Source organism: Rhodohalobacter sp. (genome assembly GCF_034521535.1).
In the GTDB taxonomy this organism is placed as follows: Bacteria; Bacteroidota; Rhodothermia; order Balneolales; family Balneolaceae; genus Rhodohalobacter.
The window spans coordinates 269,097-286,111 of record NZ_JAXHMF010000005.1; the positions used below are offsets into that span (position 1 = coordinate 269,097).

Consider the following 17,015-nt stretch of genomic DNA (forward strand, 5'->3'; position numbering starts at 1 on the left):
AAATTGAGTGAAATCTTTTCTATCGCTCCATCATCATTTTAAAAACATAGTCTTTAAAACTCATCAAAGTAATTCCTGATGGGATTTCAACCATGGCTTTAGCGACAGATGACCGGTTCACATTATTTACTTTCATAACGGCCTTACGTTCATCTCCTTCCACAGCTTCGATCAACAACGGAAAGTTCTTACCCTTAAATACAACCTCTTGAGCCACACCATTGATCTCTGAATCAATGCTTTCGGGCATGTTGTTCCATTTTTCGGCCAACATTCCCCAGTTTATATCAATTTCAGGTGCCAGCCAAATAGACAAGTGTTTGTTCGGATTTTCAGAATCTGTGACTATCATCTCTGCGGTCTCATATCCCAAAATAGTTTGAGTTCTATCAGAAAAGCTATACTCAGGTTTTGGAGTATCTTTTTGATTTTTAGACTCACCACCCCAGCTGCTTAACATCTCAACCAGACCTTCGATCTCTATTTTTGTAACCTGTAGAGCCTGATTCTCTCCGGTCATGATCACAAAATCTTTCATGTCATTTCGGATCAATAACCCATCCGTAGACATCTGATCCATCACTGAAAAATTATCTTCTCCTTGAAGCATTATCCTGTCAGGTGTAGCATAAAGGTTAATCTGACTGACCTCTATCTTCCCTTTATCTTCTGAATAAACATCCATAGTGATCTGCCCTTCGAACTGAGCATAAACTGAACCGGAAAAAAAGGCAAAGAAAAATACAAGCCCAAGTAATGAAAATCGTTTAGTTAGCATATAATTTAGTTTTGATTTGAAGGTCGAATATCTAACGCAGTCGTTATCGAATTGTTACGTATCAGGCCGGTATAAGATCTTCCATACCTACATTTACTTTTTTGATCCAGCCACCTGCGAGTACATCATCACCCTCGTAACAAACAATGGCTTGTCCAGGAGTGATCGCTTCACGTCCTGCAGGAAAGTGGACTTTCATTTCGGTATCACTAAGCTGAGTCAAATGACCGATCGCTCCGTCATCATTGTACCGTATAGCCCCTGTGATCTCCATCTCGTCCTCTGGGATCTTGTCGTATTTGATGAGATTCATTTCACCTGCAATCAGCGTTGAACTCACAAGATCTTCTTTCTCACCAATCGTAATGGTGTTTGTAATCGGATTGATATGGGTGACGTAAACAGGCTTACCCATAGCAAGATCAAGTCCCCTCCGCTGACCTATGGTGTAAAAAGGATATCCTTCATGTTCACCAACAACATTTCCATTCTGGTCTACGAACTTGCCGCCGGATACTTTCTCTTCCAGGCCGTCAACACGATCTTTCAGAAATCGCCGGTAGTCATCGTCCGGCACGAAGCATATCTCATAGGAATCAGGCTTATTAGCCACATTCAACAGACCATGATCCTCAGCGATCTGACGAATTTCTGTCTTTGGATATTCTCCTAATGGAAAGATCGTTCTTGCCAAATGCTTTTGATCCACTCCCCAAAGTGCATAAGACTGATCTTTTTTCGGATCATGTCCACGTGAGATCACGTGTCGGCCATTTTCTTCACGCACTTTTGCGTAATGGCCCGTAGCTATATAATCACAACCCAGGTTATCAGCGCGCTTCAGCAAGGCTGCCCATTTAATGTGGGTGTTACAAAGCACGCATGGATTTGGGGTTCTTCCATCCATATAGTCATCCACAAAACGGTCGATCACCCAGTCACCAAATTCTTCACGGATATCAACTATAAAATGCTTAAAGCCATGATTCACAGCGATGTGCCGTGCATCATTCATAGACTCAACTGTGCAACAGCCGGTTTCCTTGCCTGAATCACCACCACTTCTGTGATAATCCCAGGTTTTCATCGTAATTCCAATCACTTCATAGCCCTGCTCTTGCAACATTACGGCAGCAACCGATGAATCTACACCGCCGCTCATGGCTACTAATACTCTTCCTTTTTTACTCATAGTACTGTTTTATAAACTTTTTAATGGCCTGAGCCAAACTGAAAGATAAGGTTTTTTTTAGTGAAGGACGATGACCGATAATTGTTAATGGCTATTTGATCAATAGTCTTTTATATATTCGGTTTCAACAACTAACTCCGAATAAATAACCAACTCATGTTTAAGAAATTGTTTCTCACATTCAGTGTTCTTTTCCTTCCCTTTCTTAGTAATGTAATAGCTCAGGAAGCAAACTTTCCCATTATAAAAAACTACGGTGGTATTTATGAAATACCGAATTCAGTGGATCCGGAACCTGATCGTGAATATAAGATCGTAATTGATCTCAAAACGCTGCAGCGGGATAAATCGAGCATAAATCCCGGGCTTAACAATGTAGCAAGAATGATCAACCTACATGCTTTAGGCGGAGTTAAACATGAAAACCTGAAAGTGAGTGTGGCTATTCACGGAGGAGCTACTGATGTTACACTGACCAACAAGGCCTATCAAAAAAGATATGAGATGGACAACCCAAATATTCTCCTCATTAAAGAACTAAAAGAAGCCGGTGTCGAACTCTACGTTTGTGGTCAGTCACTGATTGCCAGGGAGTATGAGTATGCTGAGATCCATGAACAGATCACTTTCGGGCTGTCTATGCTAACGGTTTTCACAACTCATGTTCAGAACGGATATGTACCTCTGATATTCGACTGATCACAAATGATCAGGTCATGTAGAGATAAGGTTTCCATGGTTCCTGAACTCCCCCATTGGAATCCCTGAAGAACGTAATTGGTACCGGGCGATAGGGTTTACTCATCAGGTCCATCTTAGCCTCATTAGGTGTACGGTTACCCTTTTTGACGTTGCAACGGTCACAAGCTGTAGTCAGGTTTTCCCAGGTATCTCTACCACCTCTGCTCTTTGGCATAATGTGATCGATAGTGAGATCCGATTTCTTACCACAATACTGACAGGTATAATCATCCCGCCTCATCACATTTCTTCTGGAAAGTACGATCTTGCTGTATGGCACCCTGATATAGTTTCTCAACCTGATAACGGATGGAAACTGGAACGACTTTCGTGTTGTCCTTAGCTCCTTTTCAGGATCATCATGCAAAAGTTCAGCTTTTTCTAAAAAGATCAGCTTCATGGAGCGCTGTACTGAGCATACGCTCAAGGGCTGGTAGTCCTGATTTAAGACCAAAACATTCGCATTCATAGTGCGTCCTGTTTAGGTTCTGTTGATGATATGTCAGGTTTTAACTTAATCATGAAAATTGCAGTATATGAAAATAAAAAAGGCGACTCGCTTATAAAAACTTACATGCGAGTCGCCTTAGTATGTGATTTTTGGCTTTAAATATCAATAGCCGATCATTTGGAGCAACTCATCTCTCACTTCTGCATTGATAGAAATTGCCAGTATAATTGAAACGATCAATCCAATTAATGCATATGACACATCTTTAAACACCATGAATAATACTTTCCGCATAGGTCTACCCTCTTCTTTTCCATCCATTATACTCATCCCTATCTCACGGCCGGCAAGTAATCCCAGAAAAACCCAAGTGGTACTCATTGGTATTGTACTTACAGAGAGTTTGTAGACAAGCAGTATTGAATAGATAAAATCTACCATAGTGGCAGACCGCACGTCGGTAACTCGAGATTTTTCAGTGACAATCTGCTGTATTTTATCACCTCTAAGGTAGAAGAGTAAACCAAGTCCAAAAAATATAAAGAGTGCGAATCCAAGAAACTGACCGAGACTGAGAGAACGTGGAAGGTACACAGCAATATTTGCAGCATCCTGCATAACCCATACCGCCCACAAAGTACCGGAAATGACCCACTGTAGTGGCAGCCAGAATTTCTTTGGCTCATCATTGAATTTCTTCTCAACGGTTCTTGTAACTACCACCCAAACAACAAGTCCGGTTATAAGTGCAAGACCATACCCTGACAAACTTTTTCCAAGAACAGAAGTAATGCCTTCAGCCGAGGATGAAAAAGCACTCAAAAGAAGAAAGGTAGTAGATACCGGCATCCTCATTCGGGTCAGAATCAAAAGAAAGATAGGTGCCGCTACCTGAAGAAATGAAAAGCTGGTCGGAGCTTCAGAAAATCCTTTGGAGGTCAATCTCTGATAGGTTACATCCCCATCATAAATGAACCAACTAGCTGTTACCGTTAATAAAAAGATGCCTCCGATCCAAAGCCACAACATCCACCATTTTTTATCCATGTTGGATGCCAAAAATGTACCAATCGTTTGGATACTATCATTTGCAATAGCAGAATAACCTGCAAAAAAGAATCCTACCCACATAGCCAGTTCTGCATAGGGAAAAGCCACTCCGGCAATAAAAAAGAATACACCGATGAGTCCAATAAAAACTCTTTCCTGCCTTATGACGTCGTAAAAACCGGTTGGAATAAACTGTTCGATCGGGCTTAAACCGTTGTTATCTGATGAATCTGACATTTACTTTTTTATGTGTGCTGATTTGGGTCCAAGTGTAAAAAATAAATGTTAAGACAGTATTATGATTATGAGTTTTTCACCATACTTAACAATTAGATAACATCCGGCCTATCATATAATTTCCGAGTGAGTAAGGGATCTTAAGATCAAACGATGAAAAAGTTTATAATTGCCTGATATTTATTTAAAAAAAGCGATAGTTTTAGGTTTTCCTTATATATTTGGAACCGCTTTTTTGAGCTAAAATCCCAACATTTTCATATTTACATTTCAATGTCTAAAAAAGACTCTATTTCCAGCGGCTATTATAAAGAACCGACCCCTCATATAACGCACGACTCCCCCTTTGCTTCAATGATGGAAAGATTCCGTTTTGCAGCAGAGATCCTGGATCTGGACGAAGGTATCTTCAAATATCTCTCGAGTCCTGAGAAAGTGATCATGGTTTCCATCCCTGTTACCATGGATGATGGCAGGATAGAGGTTTTTGACGGCTATCGTGTGATCCACAACAGTATTCTGGGCCCATCAAAAGGCGGGATCCGTTACTCTGACGATGTAACGATTGATGAGGTAAAAGCCCTTGCTGCCTGGATGACCTGGAAATGTGCAGTTGTCAATGTTCCATTTGGGGGAGCCAAAGGCGGTGTACGTGTCAACCCAAAGGAACTTTCACAAGGCGAGCTTGAAAGACTGACCCGTCGCTACACAGCCAATATGCTTGAAGTATTTGGTCCCGATCGTGATATCCCGGCTCCTGATATGAATACCAATGAGCAAGTAATGGCTTGGATCATGGATACCTACAGCATGAAACAGAATAAAACTGAAACTGCTGTGGTGACCGGCAAACCCATTATTTTGGGAGGATCTAAAGGACGTAAAGAAGCTACCGGCCGCGGTGTAGTCACCTGTACCCTTGCTGCATTAGGTAAACTGAAAATCTCACCAAGCAATACTACTGTTGCGGTTCAGGGATTTGGAAATGTTGGGTCCGTTTCCGCTCAGCTCATGTATGAACAAGGCGCCAAGATCCTTGCGATCAGCGATATCAGTGGCGGATACTACAATAAAGATGGTATCGATATTCCGGAAGCCTTGAATTACTCCCAGACTCATAATAATTCACTGGAAGGATTTGACGGAGCTGAAAAGATTACAAATAAGGAACTTCTTGAACTGGAATGTGATGTTCTCATACCTGCAGCCAAAGAAGATCAAATCAACAAGGATAATGCTCCGAATATAAAAGCCCGTATCATTGCAGAAGGAGCCAACGGACCGGTAACGGCCAATGCTGATAAGATCCTTGAAGAAAACGGAATCATGGTAGTGCCAGATATCCTTGCCAATGCCGGTGGTGTTACTGTTTCATATTTTGAATGGGTACAGGACAGACATGGTTATTTCTGGACTGAAGAACGGGTAAACCGTCGACTCAACCGAATGATGCGTGAAGCTTTCGACAACTTGTTTATGGTAAGTGAAAAGTATAGTATTACGCTCAGACAGGCGGCGTATGTTTATGCGATAGATCGCGTAGCAACAACGCTGAAATTGCGTGGTATTTATGCATAATCAATGAAATTACTACACGAACTTACTCTTAAGTCTGCTTACGAAGAAGTAGAAAAGCTGGAAGGATTACTGAACAAACTACAGGAACAGTTGGGATTCAATGATGAATTCTATGCCCGCCTTATGCTAGCTGTCAGTGAAGCAGCCACAAACGCCATTGTACACGGTAATAAACTGGATGAATCAAAAAATACCGTGGTGGCTGCCTACCGAGATGGTAATAAGCTTATCTTTGTAACCACTGACGAAGGTGAAGGTTTTAAACCGGATGAACTCCCCGATCCCATTGCTGAAGAAAACCTGTTAAGCACCAGTGGCCGGGGTGTATTTTTGATGAAAGAATACGCCGATGAGGTCTTTTTTGAAGAAGATGGACGCAAACTTACCCTTTCCTTTATACTCGACAGTTAGACCCTTACCGACTTTTTTGCAATAACCTGCCACTGAGTCTAAGCAACTCGGTTTCAGCCGACTTTGCGGCGATCTCTGCCTCAATAAGTCTGTTCTCGGCATTAAGCAGGCTTTGTTGTGCTTCTCTTAATTCTAATGAATTGATCGTTCCAAGCTCGAATCGCTCTAGGGCAATGCTCACGGTTTCATTGTTGATCTCAAGGTTTTCCTGCTCAAGGTCGATCAGATCTAAGGCATCTGTATACTGAGCATAAATACGACTAATTTCAGCTGTGATCCTTAACTGAAGATCCTGCTTTGAAAGCGACTGATTTTTTAGCCTGATCTGTGCATTTTGCATTCTGCGATTCTTGTTAAAGCCGTCAAATAAATTGATCGAAGCACTGACACCATAGCGCCAGCCCTTGGTTTCAGAAAACTCGGAAAACCCTGAACTTGCTTCCGTTCTGGAGTATCCATACCCACCGGAGACATCAACATTTGGCATCCAGTCTCCACGAATTTCACGGATCTCAGCCTTTGCAACCTGTTCATTCAAGCGAGCGATCTTCAGTTCTTGATTTTGTTCTAAAGCCTCATTCAACAAATCCTGATAAACTAACCTTTCGGCAAGCTCGATCTCAGGCTGTACGGAAAATTCAACAGTCACAGAATCTGCCAACACTGAGGTTAAAATAACCTTAAGCTGATTTAGATTAGTGTTGGCACGGATCAAAGCTGTGCGGTCGGTATTGTAATCGGCACGAGCTAACAACAATTCATACTCTGAACCGGAACCAAGGTCACGTTTAGTTTCTGCAATACGGATACGTTCCTCAGATATCTCAACCGTATTCTCTAATACCTCAGCTGCTTTTTGCTGACCGGCTATCTGATAATATCCGGTGATGATATCAGCCAGCACATTTTCTACCTGAAGTTGAGATTCTGCCTCACTAATATCCATCTCACTTGAAAGTCGGTCAAGCGTAGCAAACATGGTCAATCCATCAAAGATCCTCCAGGTCGCATTTACGCCATAATCATACACTGTAGTTACCGCACCTTCATCATTACGGTCTGTAATGTTTGGATTTCCGTATACGGTTACATTATCCTGTACCCTTTCATTTACAGATCCATCTGCAGAAATGACCGGTAAAAAGCCTGCGTTTCCGAGCGAATTGTTATTCTCAGAGATCCGAGCCTGATTTTCTACAATACGGATAGAGAAATTATTTTCAAGGCCGATCCTGACTGCATCCTCAAGCTCCAGAATAACCTGTGCCTTCGTTTGATTAGATAAACCTGTGAATAATAACAGACTACAAACAAAAACTAATTTCACCAATATGGAATTTTTCAATGTTTCTGATCTCATACTTGTGCGGGTTCCATGTTGTCTATTTTCTTCAATTTTTCATCATCGATCGCACCCTTTTCAGATCTCTCAGCTGAAATGTAACTGTATAGAGCAGGTATGACATACAAAGTTAAAATACTTGCAAAGATCAAACCACCAATGATCGCAATACCCATCGACTTACGGCTCTCTGCTCCTGCACCCAACGCAAGTGCAATCGGCAGGATACCCAGTACAGTAGAAAGACTCGTCATTAAGATGGGTCTGAATCGTGCAACTGCTGCTTCCTTGATAGCCTCAAGGTTTGATAATCCCTGAACCTGTCTCTGATTTGCAAACTCAACGATCAGGATACCATTTTTGGTCACCAAACCGATTAGCATGATCATACCGATCTGACTAAAGATGTTCAGCGTTTGATTAAAGTACCAAAGAGTAAGTAATGCACCGGTCAAAGCCAGCGGTACTGTGAACATGATCACAAGCGGATCACGAAAGCTTTCAAACTGTGCGGAAAGTACCAGATAAACGAGTATTAATGCCAAGAGGAACACGTATATCAGGCTCGAAGAACTCTCAACGAAGTCTCTTGAGGGTCCTGACAGTGATGTTGTAAAAGATGCATCCAACACTTCATCAGCTATTGCATCCATAGCTTCAATGCCATCGCCGATGGTCTTGCCAGGTGCCAAACTAGCCGATACCGTGGCTGACGCATATCTGTTGAACCGATATAATTGAGGCGGGCTACTGGTTTCTCTAAGGGTTACAAGATTATCCATCTGAATGATATCCCCCTCGTCATTGCGCACATAAAGTGATTTAAGGTCGATCGGTGCGTTCCTGTCTTTTCTGGACATTTGCCCGATTACCTGATATTGCTTTCCGTTTTTAAGGAAGAAGCCAAAGCGCTGACCACTATATGCCAGCTGCAGAGTTTCTGCAATATCCCTGGTTGAGACTCCCAAAGCCTGTGCTCTGTCTCGATCGATCGTGATCTCAACTTCCGGCTTGCTGAACTTCAGGTTCACATCCACAAATGCAAAGGTTGGATCCTGACTCGCTTTTTCCATGAATTCAGGAATTACTTCCTTTAATTTGTCGATAGTGTTAGCCTGCAGTACGTACTGTACGGGTTGGCCACCTCGGCCACCTCCAATGCTTTGCTCTTGAGCAACAAAGGTTCGTGCCCCACTCAGATCCTGTATCTTTGTTGAGAGATCATTATATATCTCCTGTTGTGATCTTTCCCTCTCTGAAGCATCAGTCAATATGAGTCGACCAAAACCGGAATTAACCGATCCTGATGAGCCAAATCCCGGAGATGTCACCGTGATCAATCCTTCAGTTTCAGGAACCTCTTCCAATAAAAAATCTGTCAGCTGATTCATGTACCGGTCCATGTAATCAAAAGTGGCTCCCTCAGGGGCAGTTGAACTAACGATCAGTCTGCCTCTGTCTTCCAACGGTGCGAGTTCTTGCTGAAGATTGTTTAAAAATACCCATATGCCACCAATACACAATACCGTGATGACAAGTGCCATCCAGCGCTTTTCCATGAATGATTCAAGGCTTGACTTATATACCTCATTTAGTTTAATAAAGAACGGTTCTGTTTTCTTATAGAACCAGCTGTGCTGTGCATCTGATTTCAGAAACTTTGTGGAAAGCATAGGTGTAAGCGTTAGTGCCACAAAAGATGATATAACTATGGCGCCGGCCATCACTACACCAAATTCCAGGAACAATCTTCCGGTCAAACCTCCAAGAAATAAGATCGGCGTGAATACAGAAACAAGGGCCAGCGACGTAGCCACAACTGCAAAAAAGATCTCCTGCGAGCCGAGGATACCGGCCTCAATCACATCCATTCCATTTTCGATCTTGGCGTAGATATTCTCAAGTACTACAATGGCATCATCAACCACCAAACCTATAGCCAAGACGATAGCAAGTAAGGTCAGAACGTTGATGGAAAACCCGGCAATGTACATGATAAAAAAAGCACCAATTAGTGCTATCGGGATCACGATGATCGGGATCACTGTGGTCCGGAAGTCACGCAAGAATAAAAAGATGATAAGCACTACCAATCCAAGTGCCAGGAAGATTGTTTGTTGGACCTCGTCAATGGATGCCCTTACATATTCTGTGGTGTCAAAACCAACAGCAGTTTGGATATCTTCGGGCAGGTCAGTTTTGATCTGATCCACCCGCTTGTAAAATTCATCGGCAATCTCGATCTGATTGGCACCTGGTTGTGGTACTATAACCACACCCACCATAGGTATACCATTTCTTTTCAGGATGGTCCTTTCGTTGGCGGCACCGAGTTCCGCATTTCCGATGTCTTTGAATCGGATCACATTACCATCAGACTCAGCGATGATCAGGTTGTTGAATTCTTCAGGCTCATAAAGTCTACCCTGTGTCCTAACCGTCAGTTCAGTCAGGTTGCCCTCAATTCTACCTGATGGCAATTCCACATTTTCACGCTGAAGTGCTTGCTGTACATCAAGAGGTGTCAGTCTGTAGGCAGCTAGCCTAAGTGGGTCCAGCCACAGGCGCATGGAATATTCTTTTTCGCCCCAGATCTGTACACTGCTTACGCCGGGGATAGTCTGAACCCGTTCTTTAAAATCATTGAAGGCAACATCAGACAGATCCAGCAGACTTCGTTTATCACTTCTTACGTTAAGAAAAACGATTGGACTTGAATCGGCATCCGCTTTGGATACTACGGGCGGATCGGCATCAGGCGGTAGGTTTCTTACTGCACGCGATACACGAGACTGCACATCATTGGCGGCATCATTAAGGTCAATCTCAAGCTCAAATTCCACAGTAATGGTACTGCGCCCTTCACGACTTGTTGAGGTAATGGTTCGAATACCGGCAATACCGTTAACCTCCTCCTCAAGCGGTTCGGTGATCTGCGATTCAATGATCTCAGCATTAGCACCGGTGTAAGAGGTACTCACCGTTACAATGGGAGGTTCTGTAGCCGGATATTCCCTGATTCCAAGGAACGTGAATGCTACGATCCCTAAGATCAAAATTACCAGCGACATCACGGTAGCGAGTACCGGGCGTCGAATACTTAATGACGATAGACTCATAGTTCACCCTCTCCATATTTATCAACCTGATCAACACGTACGGGCATTCCTGTTCTCACTTGCAATAAACCGGTGGTCAAAACGGTATCTCCGGGAGCAAGTCCCTCTACGATCTGAACATCACTTTCAGTTCGGATGCCTGTGGATACCTGCTGTTCGGCAACCTTCCCATCCCTCAATACATACACTTTTTGTCCCTGTAACTCTGGAACCACAGCTATGGTTGGGATCATTAAAGCATTATCTATCTCTTCCAGTATCAATTCGATATTTGCGAATGCACCGGGCAGTAATCTATTATCATCGTTATTGGCTCTTGCCCTGATCCTGATCGTCCGGGTTTGTGTTTCGATGCGGGGTTCGATCGCATATATGATCGCTTCAAAATCCTCATCCTGCCCCTGAACGCTAAAAATGGCACGATCACCCACTTCCACAACACCGGCGTATCTTTCCGGTACCGAGAACTCAACTTTAATTGGGTTGATGGACTGAAAGTTGGCAATATTTGTGGTCGGGCTGATATAGCTCCCATTACTAACATACTTCAAACCAACTACCCCGTCAAACGGTGCGTTGATCTCTGTCTTATCGATCTGAGCCTTAATGAGCTCAGTTTCGGCTTTTAAAATATTAAGTTCATTGAGGGTTGCATCATACTCCTCCTGACTAATCCCCCCGCGTTCCAACAATTGTTGCTGTCTCTGTTCACGCACTTGAGCTAAACCGATTCGAAACTGAGATTGCTCAAGTCGTGCCTGAAGTTCACTGTCATTTATCTTGATCAGCATCTCACCGGTCTTCACCTGCTCCCCTTCTTCAAGTTTCAGCTCCACGATCTTACCGGAAGTCTCACTCCTGAGTTCGATCGCTTCGTTGGCCAGCAGGGTTCCGGTAGTAAATATTTTATTTTCATAGACCTGTGGCTCAACAATGTGAACATCCACAGAAAGTGGATTGCTCCCAGAGTTTTGCCCCGAAGAATTTCCTTCACCTGCTGACTGTTCTGTTAATTTTGGATAAGCCAGCAGCGCAAGAACTGCCACAACACCTGTTATTATAAGTATTCGCTTCATGTATCAGGATGTATTGTATTAATGTATATAGTTTAAAGATAACTACTAGAAAGCATCAAGCATTCTTTGTTCATGCAAAGCATTGTAAAAGTGCATAAAAAAAGCGGTTGTTTGTTGCCAAACACCGCTTTTTTAAAATAAATATGTAGTCAAACTCAGGCTACTTGAGCTTCAAGCTGCTTGGTTAGATGAGTCTTTGGTACTGCACCAACGATCTGATCAACAACTTCACCATCCTTGAAGATGAGAAGAGATGGAATACTTCTGATACCATATTTGACAGAAATTTCCGGATTACTGTCTACGTCAACTTTTCCGATCTTAGCTTTGCCTTCATATTCTTCGGCCATTTCTTCTACGATCGGTCCGATCATTCTGCAAGGCCCGCACCATTCAGCCCAAAAATCCACCAATACCGGTTTGTCGGCTTTCAATACCTCTTCTTCAAAATTTGAGTCTGTAAATTCAATTGGTTTAGCCATAATGCTGTTATTTATAATTTGATAGTTTTCTTTAAGTTCTCCTCTAATATCGGGATTAATCATACAAGAAATCACATTCTTTTAAGTTATTGGGGCCATAGCAGACCTTTATACTTACTCGATATTCTACTTTAGCTACAACAGATTCTATGACGTTCTAACCTGTAAATCTTAATCAATTACCATGAACCAGCTGAACTGCTTCTTCACCCAGTACTTCACGTAATCCCCTGAGTAATTCATCGTTTGGTTCAACCACAAAATTTCTGACATTCATCCGTATTGGAGCATTTGCTTCATCACTGTGTATGAGCAATCGAACCTGAGAACTGCCTTTATTCAGTGAGAATAAAGTCTCAACCTTCTTCAGGTCATTCTTATCAACATCAGAGGTTTTGATATCGATCTTGATATTAAGCTGCTCCTGATATTTTTCACGAAGGTTTTCCACCCTTTCAAAACTATTGGCAATAACCTTCGGCTCACCACCACGTTTATCTACAACACCATCAATGTATAACACATTATCGGTCTGCAGAAGATTCGCATATTGATCAAAGGTCTTGCTAAATGCGATCACTTCTGTAGAGCTATTCATATCCTCAACCTGCAGAAAGGCAAAAGGACGTCCTTTTTTATCGGTTACCCGTTTAATACCTGTAACTATCGCAATGAATCGAATATTGGCTCGGTCCGACATCCGACTCAACACATCATCACTCAGATCCTGTCTACCAAAAAGCCTGACCTCTTCCTTGAAACGGCTCATCGGATGTCCACTCAGATATAAACCGATCAGATCACGTTCTTTGTTCAGCCTCTCAATCTGTGACCACCTTACAATCTCTCTTAAATTTGGTTCCTGAGAACCGGGACCTCCACTATCCCCACCAAACAGATTACCCTGATTCAACCGTATTTCCTCCTGCTTGCGAACTGCATAAGACAGGATATCCTCAATTGATTCGTGAAGTTGTGCCCGATTTTCATTCAGCGTATCAAATGCACCGCCAATGATCAGACTTTCAAAGGTTTTTCGATTGCAGACTCTGAGGTCTACGCGGGTTGCAAAATCAAAAATTGAGGTGAAGTCACCGTTTTCCTCTCGCTCCTCAACAATATGCTGAATAGCGGATGAACCGACGCCTTTGATAGCCGACATTCCATACTGTACTCGTCCATCTTTGGCGCGGAATCTACCACGTGCCGTATTGATGTTTGGCGGATCTACCGGAATGTTCATGCGCTGACATTCCTCAATGAAGGACGCGATCTTCTTGACATCACTCATGTTGTGTGTCATAACAGCAGCCATGTACTCAGCCGGATAATTGGCCTTAAAATACATGGTGTGGTAAGCCACTACCGAATAAGCTGCGGAGTGAGACTTGTTAAATCCGTAACCCGCAAACATCGCCATTTTGTCGAATACCGCCTTGGCAGTATCCTCATCATAACCTTTTTCAACAGCCTGACTTACAAATTTCTCTTCCTCCGGTGGAAGCAGTTCCGGCTTTTTCTTACCCATGATACGGCGAAGTACATCCGCTTCACCGAGTGAGTAACCACCCATTCGCTGCGCCACTTTCATGATCTGCTCCTGATAGATCATGATACCAAAGGTTGGCTCAAGAATATCTTTCAGATCATCATGATCGTATTCTACCTTTTCACGACCGTGCTTTCGCTCAATGTAATCCGGAATGAACTGCATTGGGCCGGGACGATACAGAGCGTTCATAGCGATCAGGTCATTCATACCCGTAGGTTTTAAGTTCCGCAGATGCTTGCGCATCCCTTCACTCTCAAATTGAAAGGTCCCTAGCGTTCCACCATGCTGATAAAGCTTATAGGTCTTTTCATCATCCAGCGGAATATCATCCAGATCGTATTCCTTGCCGTGATTTTCTTTTACGTATCCAATAGCTGATTTTAAAATGGACAGGGTTTTAAGCCCCAAAAAGTCCATTTTAAGCATACCGGCACTTTCGATCACATTTCCGTCGAACTGCGTCACGTACAGTTCAGCATCCTTTGCCGTGCTTACCGGAATAAATTCAGTGAGTTTATCAGGAGCGATGATAACTCCTGCCGCATGGATCCCGGTGTTACGAACCGAGCCTTCCAGCACATGGGCCATTCTCAGCGTTTCGGCTTCCAGGCCCTCCCCGTCTTTGATATTCCTGAGTTCCTTTACCTCTGAAAAAGCATCATCCAATGAGGTTCCGGGTTTTTCAGGAACCAGTTTAGCGAGGCGATCGGCATCCGAAAGCGGAAGGTCAAGCACCCTTGCCACGTCACGAACAGAAGAACGCGCTGCCATAGAACCAAAGGTGATAATATGAGCAACCTGATCTTTTCCATATTTATCAACCACGTATTCGATAACACTTTGTCGGCCATCGTCATCAAAATCAATATCGATATCGGGCATCGATACACGCTCAGGATTCAGGAATCGCTCAAAGAGCAGATCGTATTTCAGTGGATCAATATTCGTGATACCGGTACAATAAGCAACGACCGAACCGGCGGCTGAACCACGTCCCGGACCAACATAAACGCCCATATCCTTGGCTGCAGCAATAAAATCCTGAACGATCAAAAAGTAGCCGGCAAAGCCCATTTCCCTAATGATACCGAGCTCAAGCTCAATTCTTTCAGTTACCTCTTCATCAATTTCTTTGTAGCGTGGTTTTGCTCCCTCATAGGTCAGGTGCTTTAAGTAATCGTCTTCAGACTCAAATCCTTCAGGAAGATCAAACCGCGGAAGTTGGATCTCCCTTTCAAGTTTGATCGGCTCAATCTTATCAACGATCTCCTGAGTGCTTGCGATAGCCTGGGGCATATCCACAAACAACTCTTTCATCTGTTCCTGAGTTTTGAAATAGAATTCATCATTCGGGAAACCGTAACGGAAACCACGGCCTTTACCTTTCGGCGTACTCACCAACTCCCCATCGTCAATACAGATCAGGGCGTCGTGGGCTTTGGCATCTTCCTCGTTCAGATAAAAGACATTATTGGAGGCAACCAGTTTAACGCCATATTTCTCAGAAAATGACTTAAATACTTCGTTAACTCTCTTCTCTTCCTCAAGCTCATGATTCAGAACTTCCAGATAAAAGTCGTCCCCGAAAGTTTCCATCCACCATTTCAATTCCTCCTCTGCAAATTCCTGCCCCTTGTTAAGGATCAGGTCAGCCAGCCACCCTCTGACCCCACCACTCAGACAGATCAGATCTTCTGAATGTTTGGCGATCGTCTCTTTATCTACACGAGGAAATTTGTAGTAATACCCTTCAGTAAAACCTACCGTGCTGATCTTTGAGAGGTTTTTATACCCATTTTGATTCTTGGCGAAGATCGGAATCTGATACCGGCGGTCACGATTATCTCGCGTAAATTTCTTTTGGAGCCTGTCTTCAACTACATATAACTCACATCCGATAATGGGCTTGATCCCCTCGGCATGGGCCGCCGAGGCAAAGGCAAAGGCCCCGTACATATTTCCGAGATCGGTCAACCCTACAGCCGACATACCTTCGTCTTTGGCCTTGGCAACCAGTTCTTTGATTCCTGCAGTAGCCTGCAGAACTGAAAATTTTGAGTGATTATGGAGATGAGTAAAGGTAGCCTGCTCTACTACCTCGCTACCAGTTGTCTCTTCTTTGTTTCCACTTTTTTTTTGAGCCTCTAGCTGCTCGTCGGTCTGCTTGGTCTTGAACCGTGACGGGGAAACGAGATCAATGTATTCTTCCCGCTTCATGTAGCTTTGTGCCGACTCATAAAGTTTTAGCATCCATCGGGAAATTGATCTTGGTAGCGCCTGTTCGCACCATCTCAAGGAATATTCGGGCGGTTGCTTCCACATCGGCAGCGGCATCATGGGCATCTTCAAAGCCCTGATCAAAGAGAGCATGGTGCAATTCACCTAAGGCCGGCCATTTATAATTTCCGCCACGGCCGCCTTCTATCTTGGCTACATCTGTTCCATCTATTTTTGTATCAACCTTAGGCTTGTCCAGAATAGCAGAAGAGATCTTCTTTCTAAGATACTCAGCACCCATGATCTTCTCATCAAAACTTACATTGTGCCCGATCAGAAAATAGGCGCGGTCGATATCTTTAGAGAATTCCTTGAGCACAAATTCGAGTTCAACCCCTTCTTCATGAGCACGTTCAGTTGAGATACCGTGAATTTTCTCAGAATTGAAAGGAATAGTAAACCCTTCCGGCTTAACAATGTAGTTCCCGCTGTTAATCAACTTACCGGTGTGATCATGCAGCTGCCAGGCAAGCTGAACGAGCCTGGGCCAGTTGTCTAATTCCGTAATAGGAGCCGAAAAATCCTGAGGTAACCCGGTGGTTTCGGTATCAAATATCAGATACATATAGATGTTTTCATTGAATAGAACTTCGAACTTTGAATATACTATTCATTCCTCTAGATATCGAAGTTATTTCCACATGATTTATCCACATTTTAGGTTCGATCTTTAGCCGGGATAAAATTTTACATCTACCTTGGTTTCATTACATTAGTAAGTGATACCTA

13 protein-coding genes are annotated in these 17,015 nt (G+C 43.3%); 3 read left to right on the plus strand and 10 right to left on the minus strand.

Annotation, left to right across the window (positions count from 1 at the left end; genetic code table 11):
* Nucleotides 1–19 precede the first annotated feature (19 nt).
* Both U5K35_RS08220 and mnmA read right to left on the minus strand, forming a co-directional pair.
* Nucleotides 20–778: a hypothetical protein gene (locus U5K35_RS08220; protein ID WP_322570976.1), complete on the minus strand. Its 759-nt coding sequence runs from the start codon at nucleotides 776–778 to the stop codon at nucleotides 20–22.
* A gap of 61 nt (nucleotides 779–839) precedes the next feature.
* On the minus strand, nucleotides 840–1,970 hold the full coding sequence (mnmA, locus tag U5K35_RS08225) for a tRNA 2-thiouridine(34) synthase MnmA (protein ID WP_322570977.1): 1,131 nt from the start codon (nucleotides 1,968–1,970) through the stop codon (nucleotides 840–842).
* 156 nt (nucleotides 1,971–2,126) lie between these two features.
* On the opposite strand from mnmA, the gene U5K35_RS08230 reads away from it, so the two are divergent.
* A complete protein-coding gene (locus U5K35_RS08230) occupies nucleotides 2,127–2,669 on the plus strand; it encodes a DsrE family protein (protein ID WP_322570978.1) in 543 nt (180 codons plus the stop codon).
* Nucleotides 2,670–2,679: 10 nt separating this feature from the next.
* On the opposite strand, the gene U5K35_RS08235 is transcribed toward U5K35_RS08230, so the two are convergent.
* The gene (locus U5K35_RS08235) at nucleotides 2,680–3,180 is read right to left on the minus strand and encodes an HNH endonuclease (protein ID WP_322570979.1); all 501 of its coding nucleotides are present in this window, start codon (nucleotides 3,178–3,180) and stop codon (nucleotides 2,680–2,682) included.
* Between the two features lie 144 nt (nucleotides 3,181–3,324).
* Nucleotides 3,325–4,449 carry a hypothetical protein gene (locus U5K35_RS08240; protein WP_322570980.1) on the minus strand — a complete coding sequence of 375 codons (1,125 nt, stop codon included), beginning with the start codon at nucleotides 4,447–4,449 and terminating at the stop codon, nucleotides 3,325–3,327.
* A 273-nt stretch (nucleotides 4,450–4,722) separates the two neighbouring features.
* Here U5K35_RS08240 and U5K35_RS08245 point away from each other — a divergent pair, with 273 nt between their 5' ends.
* Both U5K35_RS08245 and U5K35_RS08250 read left to right on the plus strand, forming a co-directional pair.
* Nucleotides 4,723–6,027 (plus strand): Glu/Leu/Phe/Val dehydrogenase, encoded by a 1,305-nt coding sequence (locus tag U5K35_RS08245; RefSeq protein WP_322570981.1) that lies wholly within the window; start codon nucleotides 4,723–4,725, stop codon nucleotides 6,025–6,027.
* A gap of 3 nt (nucleotides 6,028–6,030) precedes the next feature.
* A complete protein-coding gene (locus U5K35_RS08250; RefSeq protein WP_322570982.1) occupies nucleotides 6,031–6,438 on the plus strand; it encodes an ATP-binding protein in 408 nt (135 codons plus the stop codon).
* A gap of 4 nt (nucleotides 6,439–6,442) precedes the next feature.
* Here U5K35_RS08250 and U5K35_RS08255 read toward each other — a convergent pair whose 3' ends face one another.
* The 6 genes from U5K35_RS08255 to U5K35_RS08280 all read right to left on the minus strand — a co-directional run bounded on the left by U5K35_RS08255 (nucleotide 6,443) and on the right by U5K35_RS08280 (nucleotide 16,851).
* Nucleotides 6,443–7,798 carry a TolC family protein gene (locus U5K35_RS08255; protein WP_322570983.1) on the minus strand — a complete coding sequence of 452 codons (1,356 nt, stop codon included), beginning with the start codon at nucleotides 7,796–7,798 and terminating at the stop codon, nucleotides 6,443–6,445.
* Nucleotides 7,795–10,899, minus strand: a complete 3,105-nt coding sequence (locus tag U5K35_RS08260) for an efflux RND transporter permease subunit (RefSeq protein WP_322570984.1) — start codon at nucleotides 10,897–10,899, stop codon at nucleotides 7,795–7,797. The genes U5K35_RS08255 and U5K35_RS08260 overlap by 4 nt, the downstream gene beginning before the upstream one ends.
* Nucleotides 10,896–11,975 carry an efflux RND transporter periplasmic adaptor subunit gene (locus tag U5K35_RS08265; protein WP_322570985.1) on the minus strand — a complete coding sequence of 360 codons (1,080 nt, stop codon included), beginning with the start codon at nucleotides 11,973–11,975 and terminating at the stop codon, nucleotides 10,896–10,898. Before U5K35_RS08265 ends, U5K35_RS08260 begins: the two co-directional genes overlap by 4 nt.
* 155 nt (nucleotides 11,976–12,130) lie before the next feature.
* Nucleotides 12,131–12,457, minus strand: a complete 327-nt coding sequence (trxA, locus tag U5K35_RS08270) for a thioredoxin (RefSeq protein WP_322570986.1) — start codon at nucleotides 12,455–12,457, stop codon at nucleotides 12,131–12,133.
* Between the two features lie 175 nt (nucleotides 12,458–12,632).
* Nucleotides 12,633–16,259, minus strand: coding sequence for a DNA polymerase III subunit alpha (gene dnaE, locus U5K35_RS08275; RefSeq protein WP_322570987.1), 3,627 nt, complete (start codon nucleotides 16,257–16,259; stop codon nucleotides 12,633–12,635).
* Nucleotides 16,243–16,851 carry a 3'-5' exonuclease gene (locus U5K35_RS08280; protein WP_322570988.1) on the minus strand — a complete coding sequence of 203 codons (609 nt, stop codon included), beginning with the start codon at nucleotides 16,849–16,851 and terminating at the stop codon, nucleotides 16,243–16,245. The genes dnaE and U5K35_RS08280 overlap by 17 nt, the downstream gene beginning before the upstream one ends.
* Nucleotides 16,852–17,015: the final 164 nt, after the last annotated feature.

Excerpts from the sequence above, each read along its gene's own strand:
- U5K35_RS08220 (WP_322570976.1), bottom strand. The coding sequence starts at position 778 with ATGCTAACTAAACGATTTTCATTACTTGGGCTTGTATTTTTCTTTGCC.
- mnmA (WP_322570977.1), bottom strand. The coding sequence starts at position 1,970 with ATGAGTAAAAAAGGAAGAGTATTAGTAGCCATGAGCGGCGGTGTAGAT.
- U5K35_RS08230 (WP_322570978.1), top strand. The coding sequence starts at position 2,127 with ATGTTTAAGAAATTGTTTCTCACATTCAGTGTTCTTTTCCTTCCCTTT.
- U5K35_RS08235 (WP_322570979.1), bottom strand. The coding sequence starts at position 3,180 with ATGAATGCGAATGTTTTGGTCTTAAATCAGGACTACCAGCCCTTGAGC.
- U5K35_RS08240 (WP_322570980.1), bottom strand. The coding sequence starts at position 4,449 with ATGTCAGATTCATCAGATAACAACGGTTTAAGCCCGATCGAACAGTTT.
- U5K35_RS08245 (WP_322570981.1), top strand. The coding sequence starts at position 4,723 with ATGTCTAAAAAAGACTCTATTTCCAGCGGCTATTATAAAGAACCGACC.
- U5K35_RS08250 (WP_322570982.1), top strand. The coding sequence starts at position 6,031 with ATGAAATTACTACACGAACTTACTCTTAAGTCTGCTTACGAAGAAGTA.
- U5K35_RS08255 (WP_322570983.1), bottom strand. The coding sequence starts at position 7,798 with ATGAGATCAGAAACATTGAAAAATTCCATATTGGTGAAATTAGTTTTT.
- U5K35_RS08260 (WP_322570984.1), bottom strand. The coding sequence starts at position 10,899 with ATGAGTCTATCGTCATTAAGTATTCGACGCCCGGTACTCGCTACCGTG.
- U5K35_RS08265 (WP_322570985.1), bottom strand. The coding sequence starts at position 11,975 with ATGAAGCGAATACTTATAATAACAGGTGTTGTGGCAGTTCTTGCGCTG.
- trxA (WP_322570986.1), bottom strand. The coding sequence starts at position 12,457 with ATGGCTAAACCAATTGAATTTACAGACTCAAATTTTGAAGAAGAGGTA.
- dnaE (WP_322570987.1), bottom strand. The coding sequence starts at position 16,259 with ATGCTAAAACTTTATGAGTCGGCACAAAGCTACATGAAGCGGGAAGAA.
- U5K35_RS08280 (WP_322570988.1), bottom strand. The coding sequence starts at position 16,851 with ATGTATCTGATATTTGATACCGAAACCACCGGGTTACCTCAGGATTTT.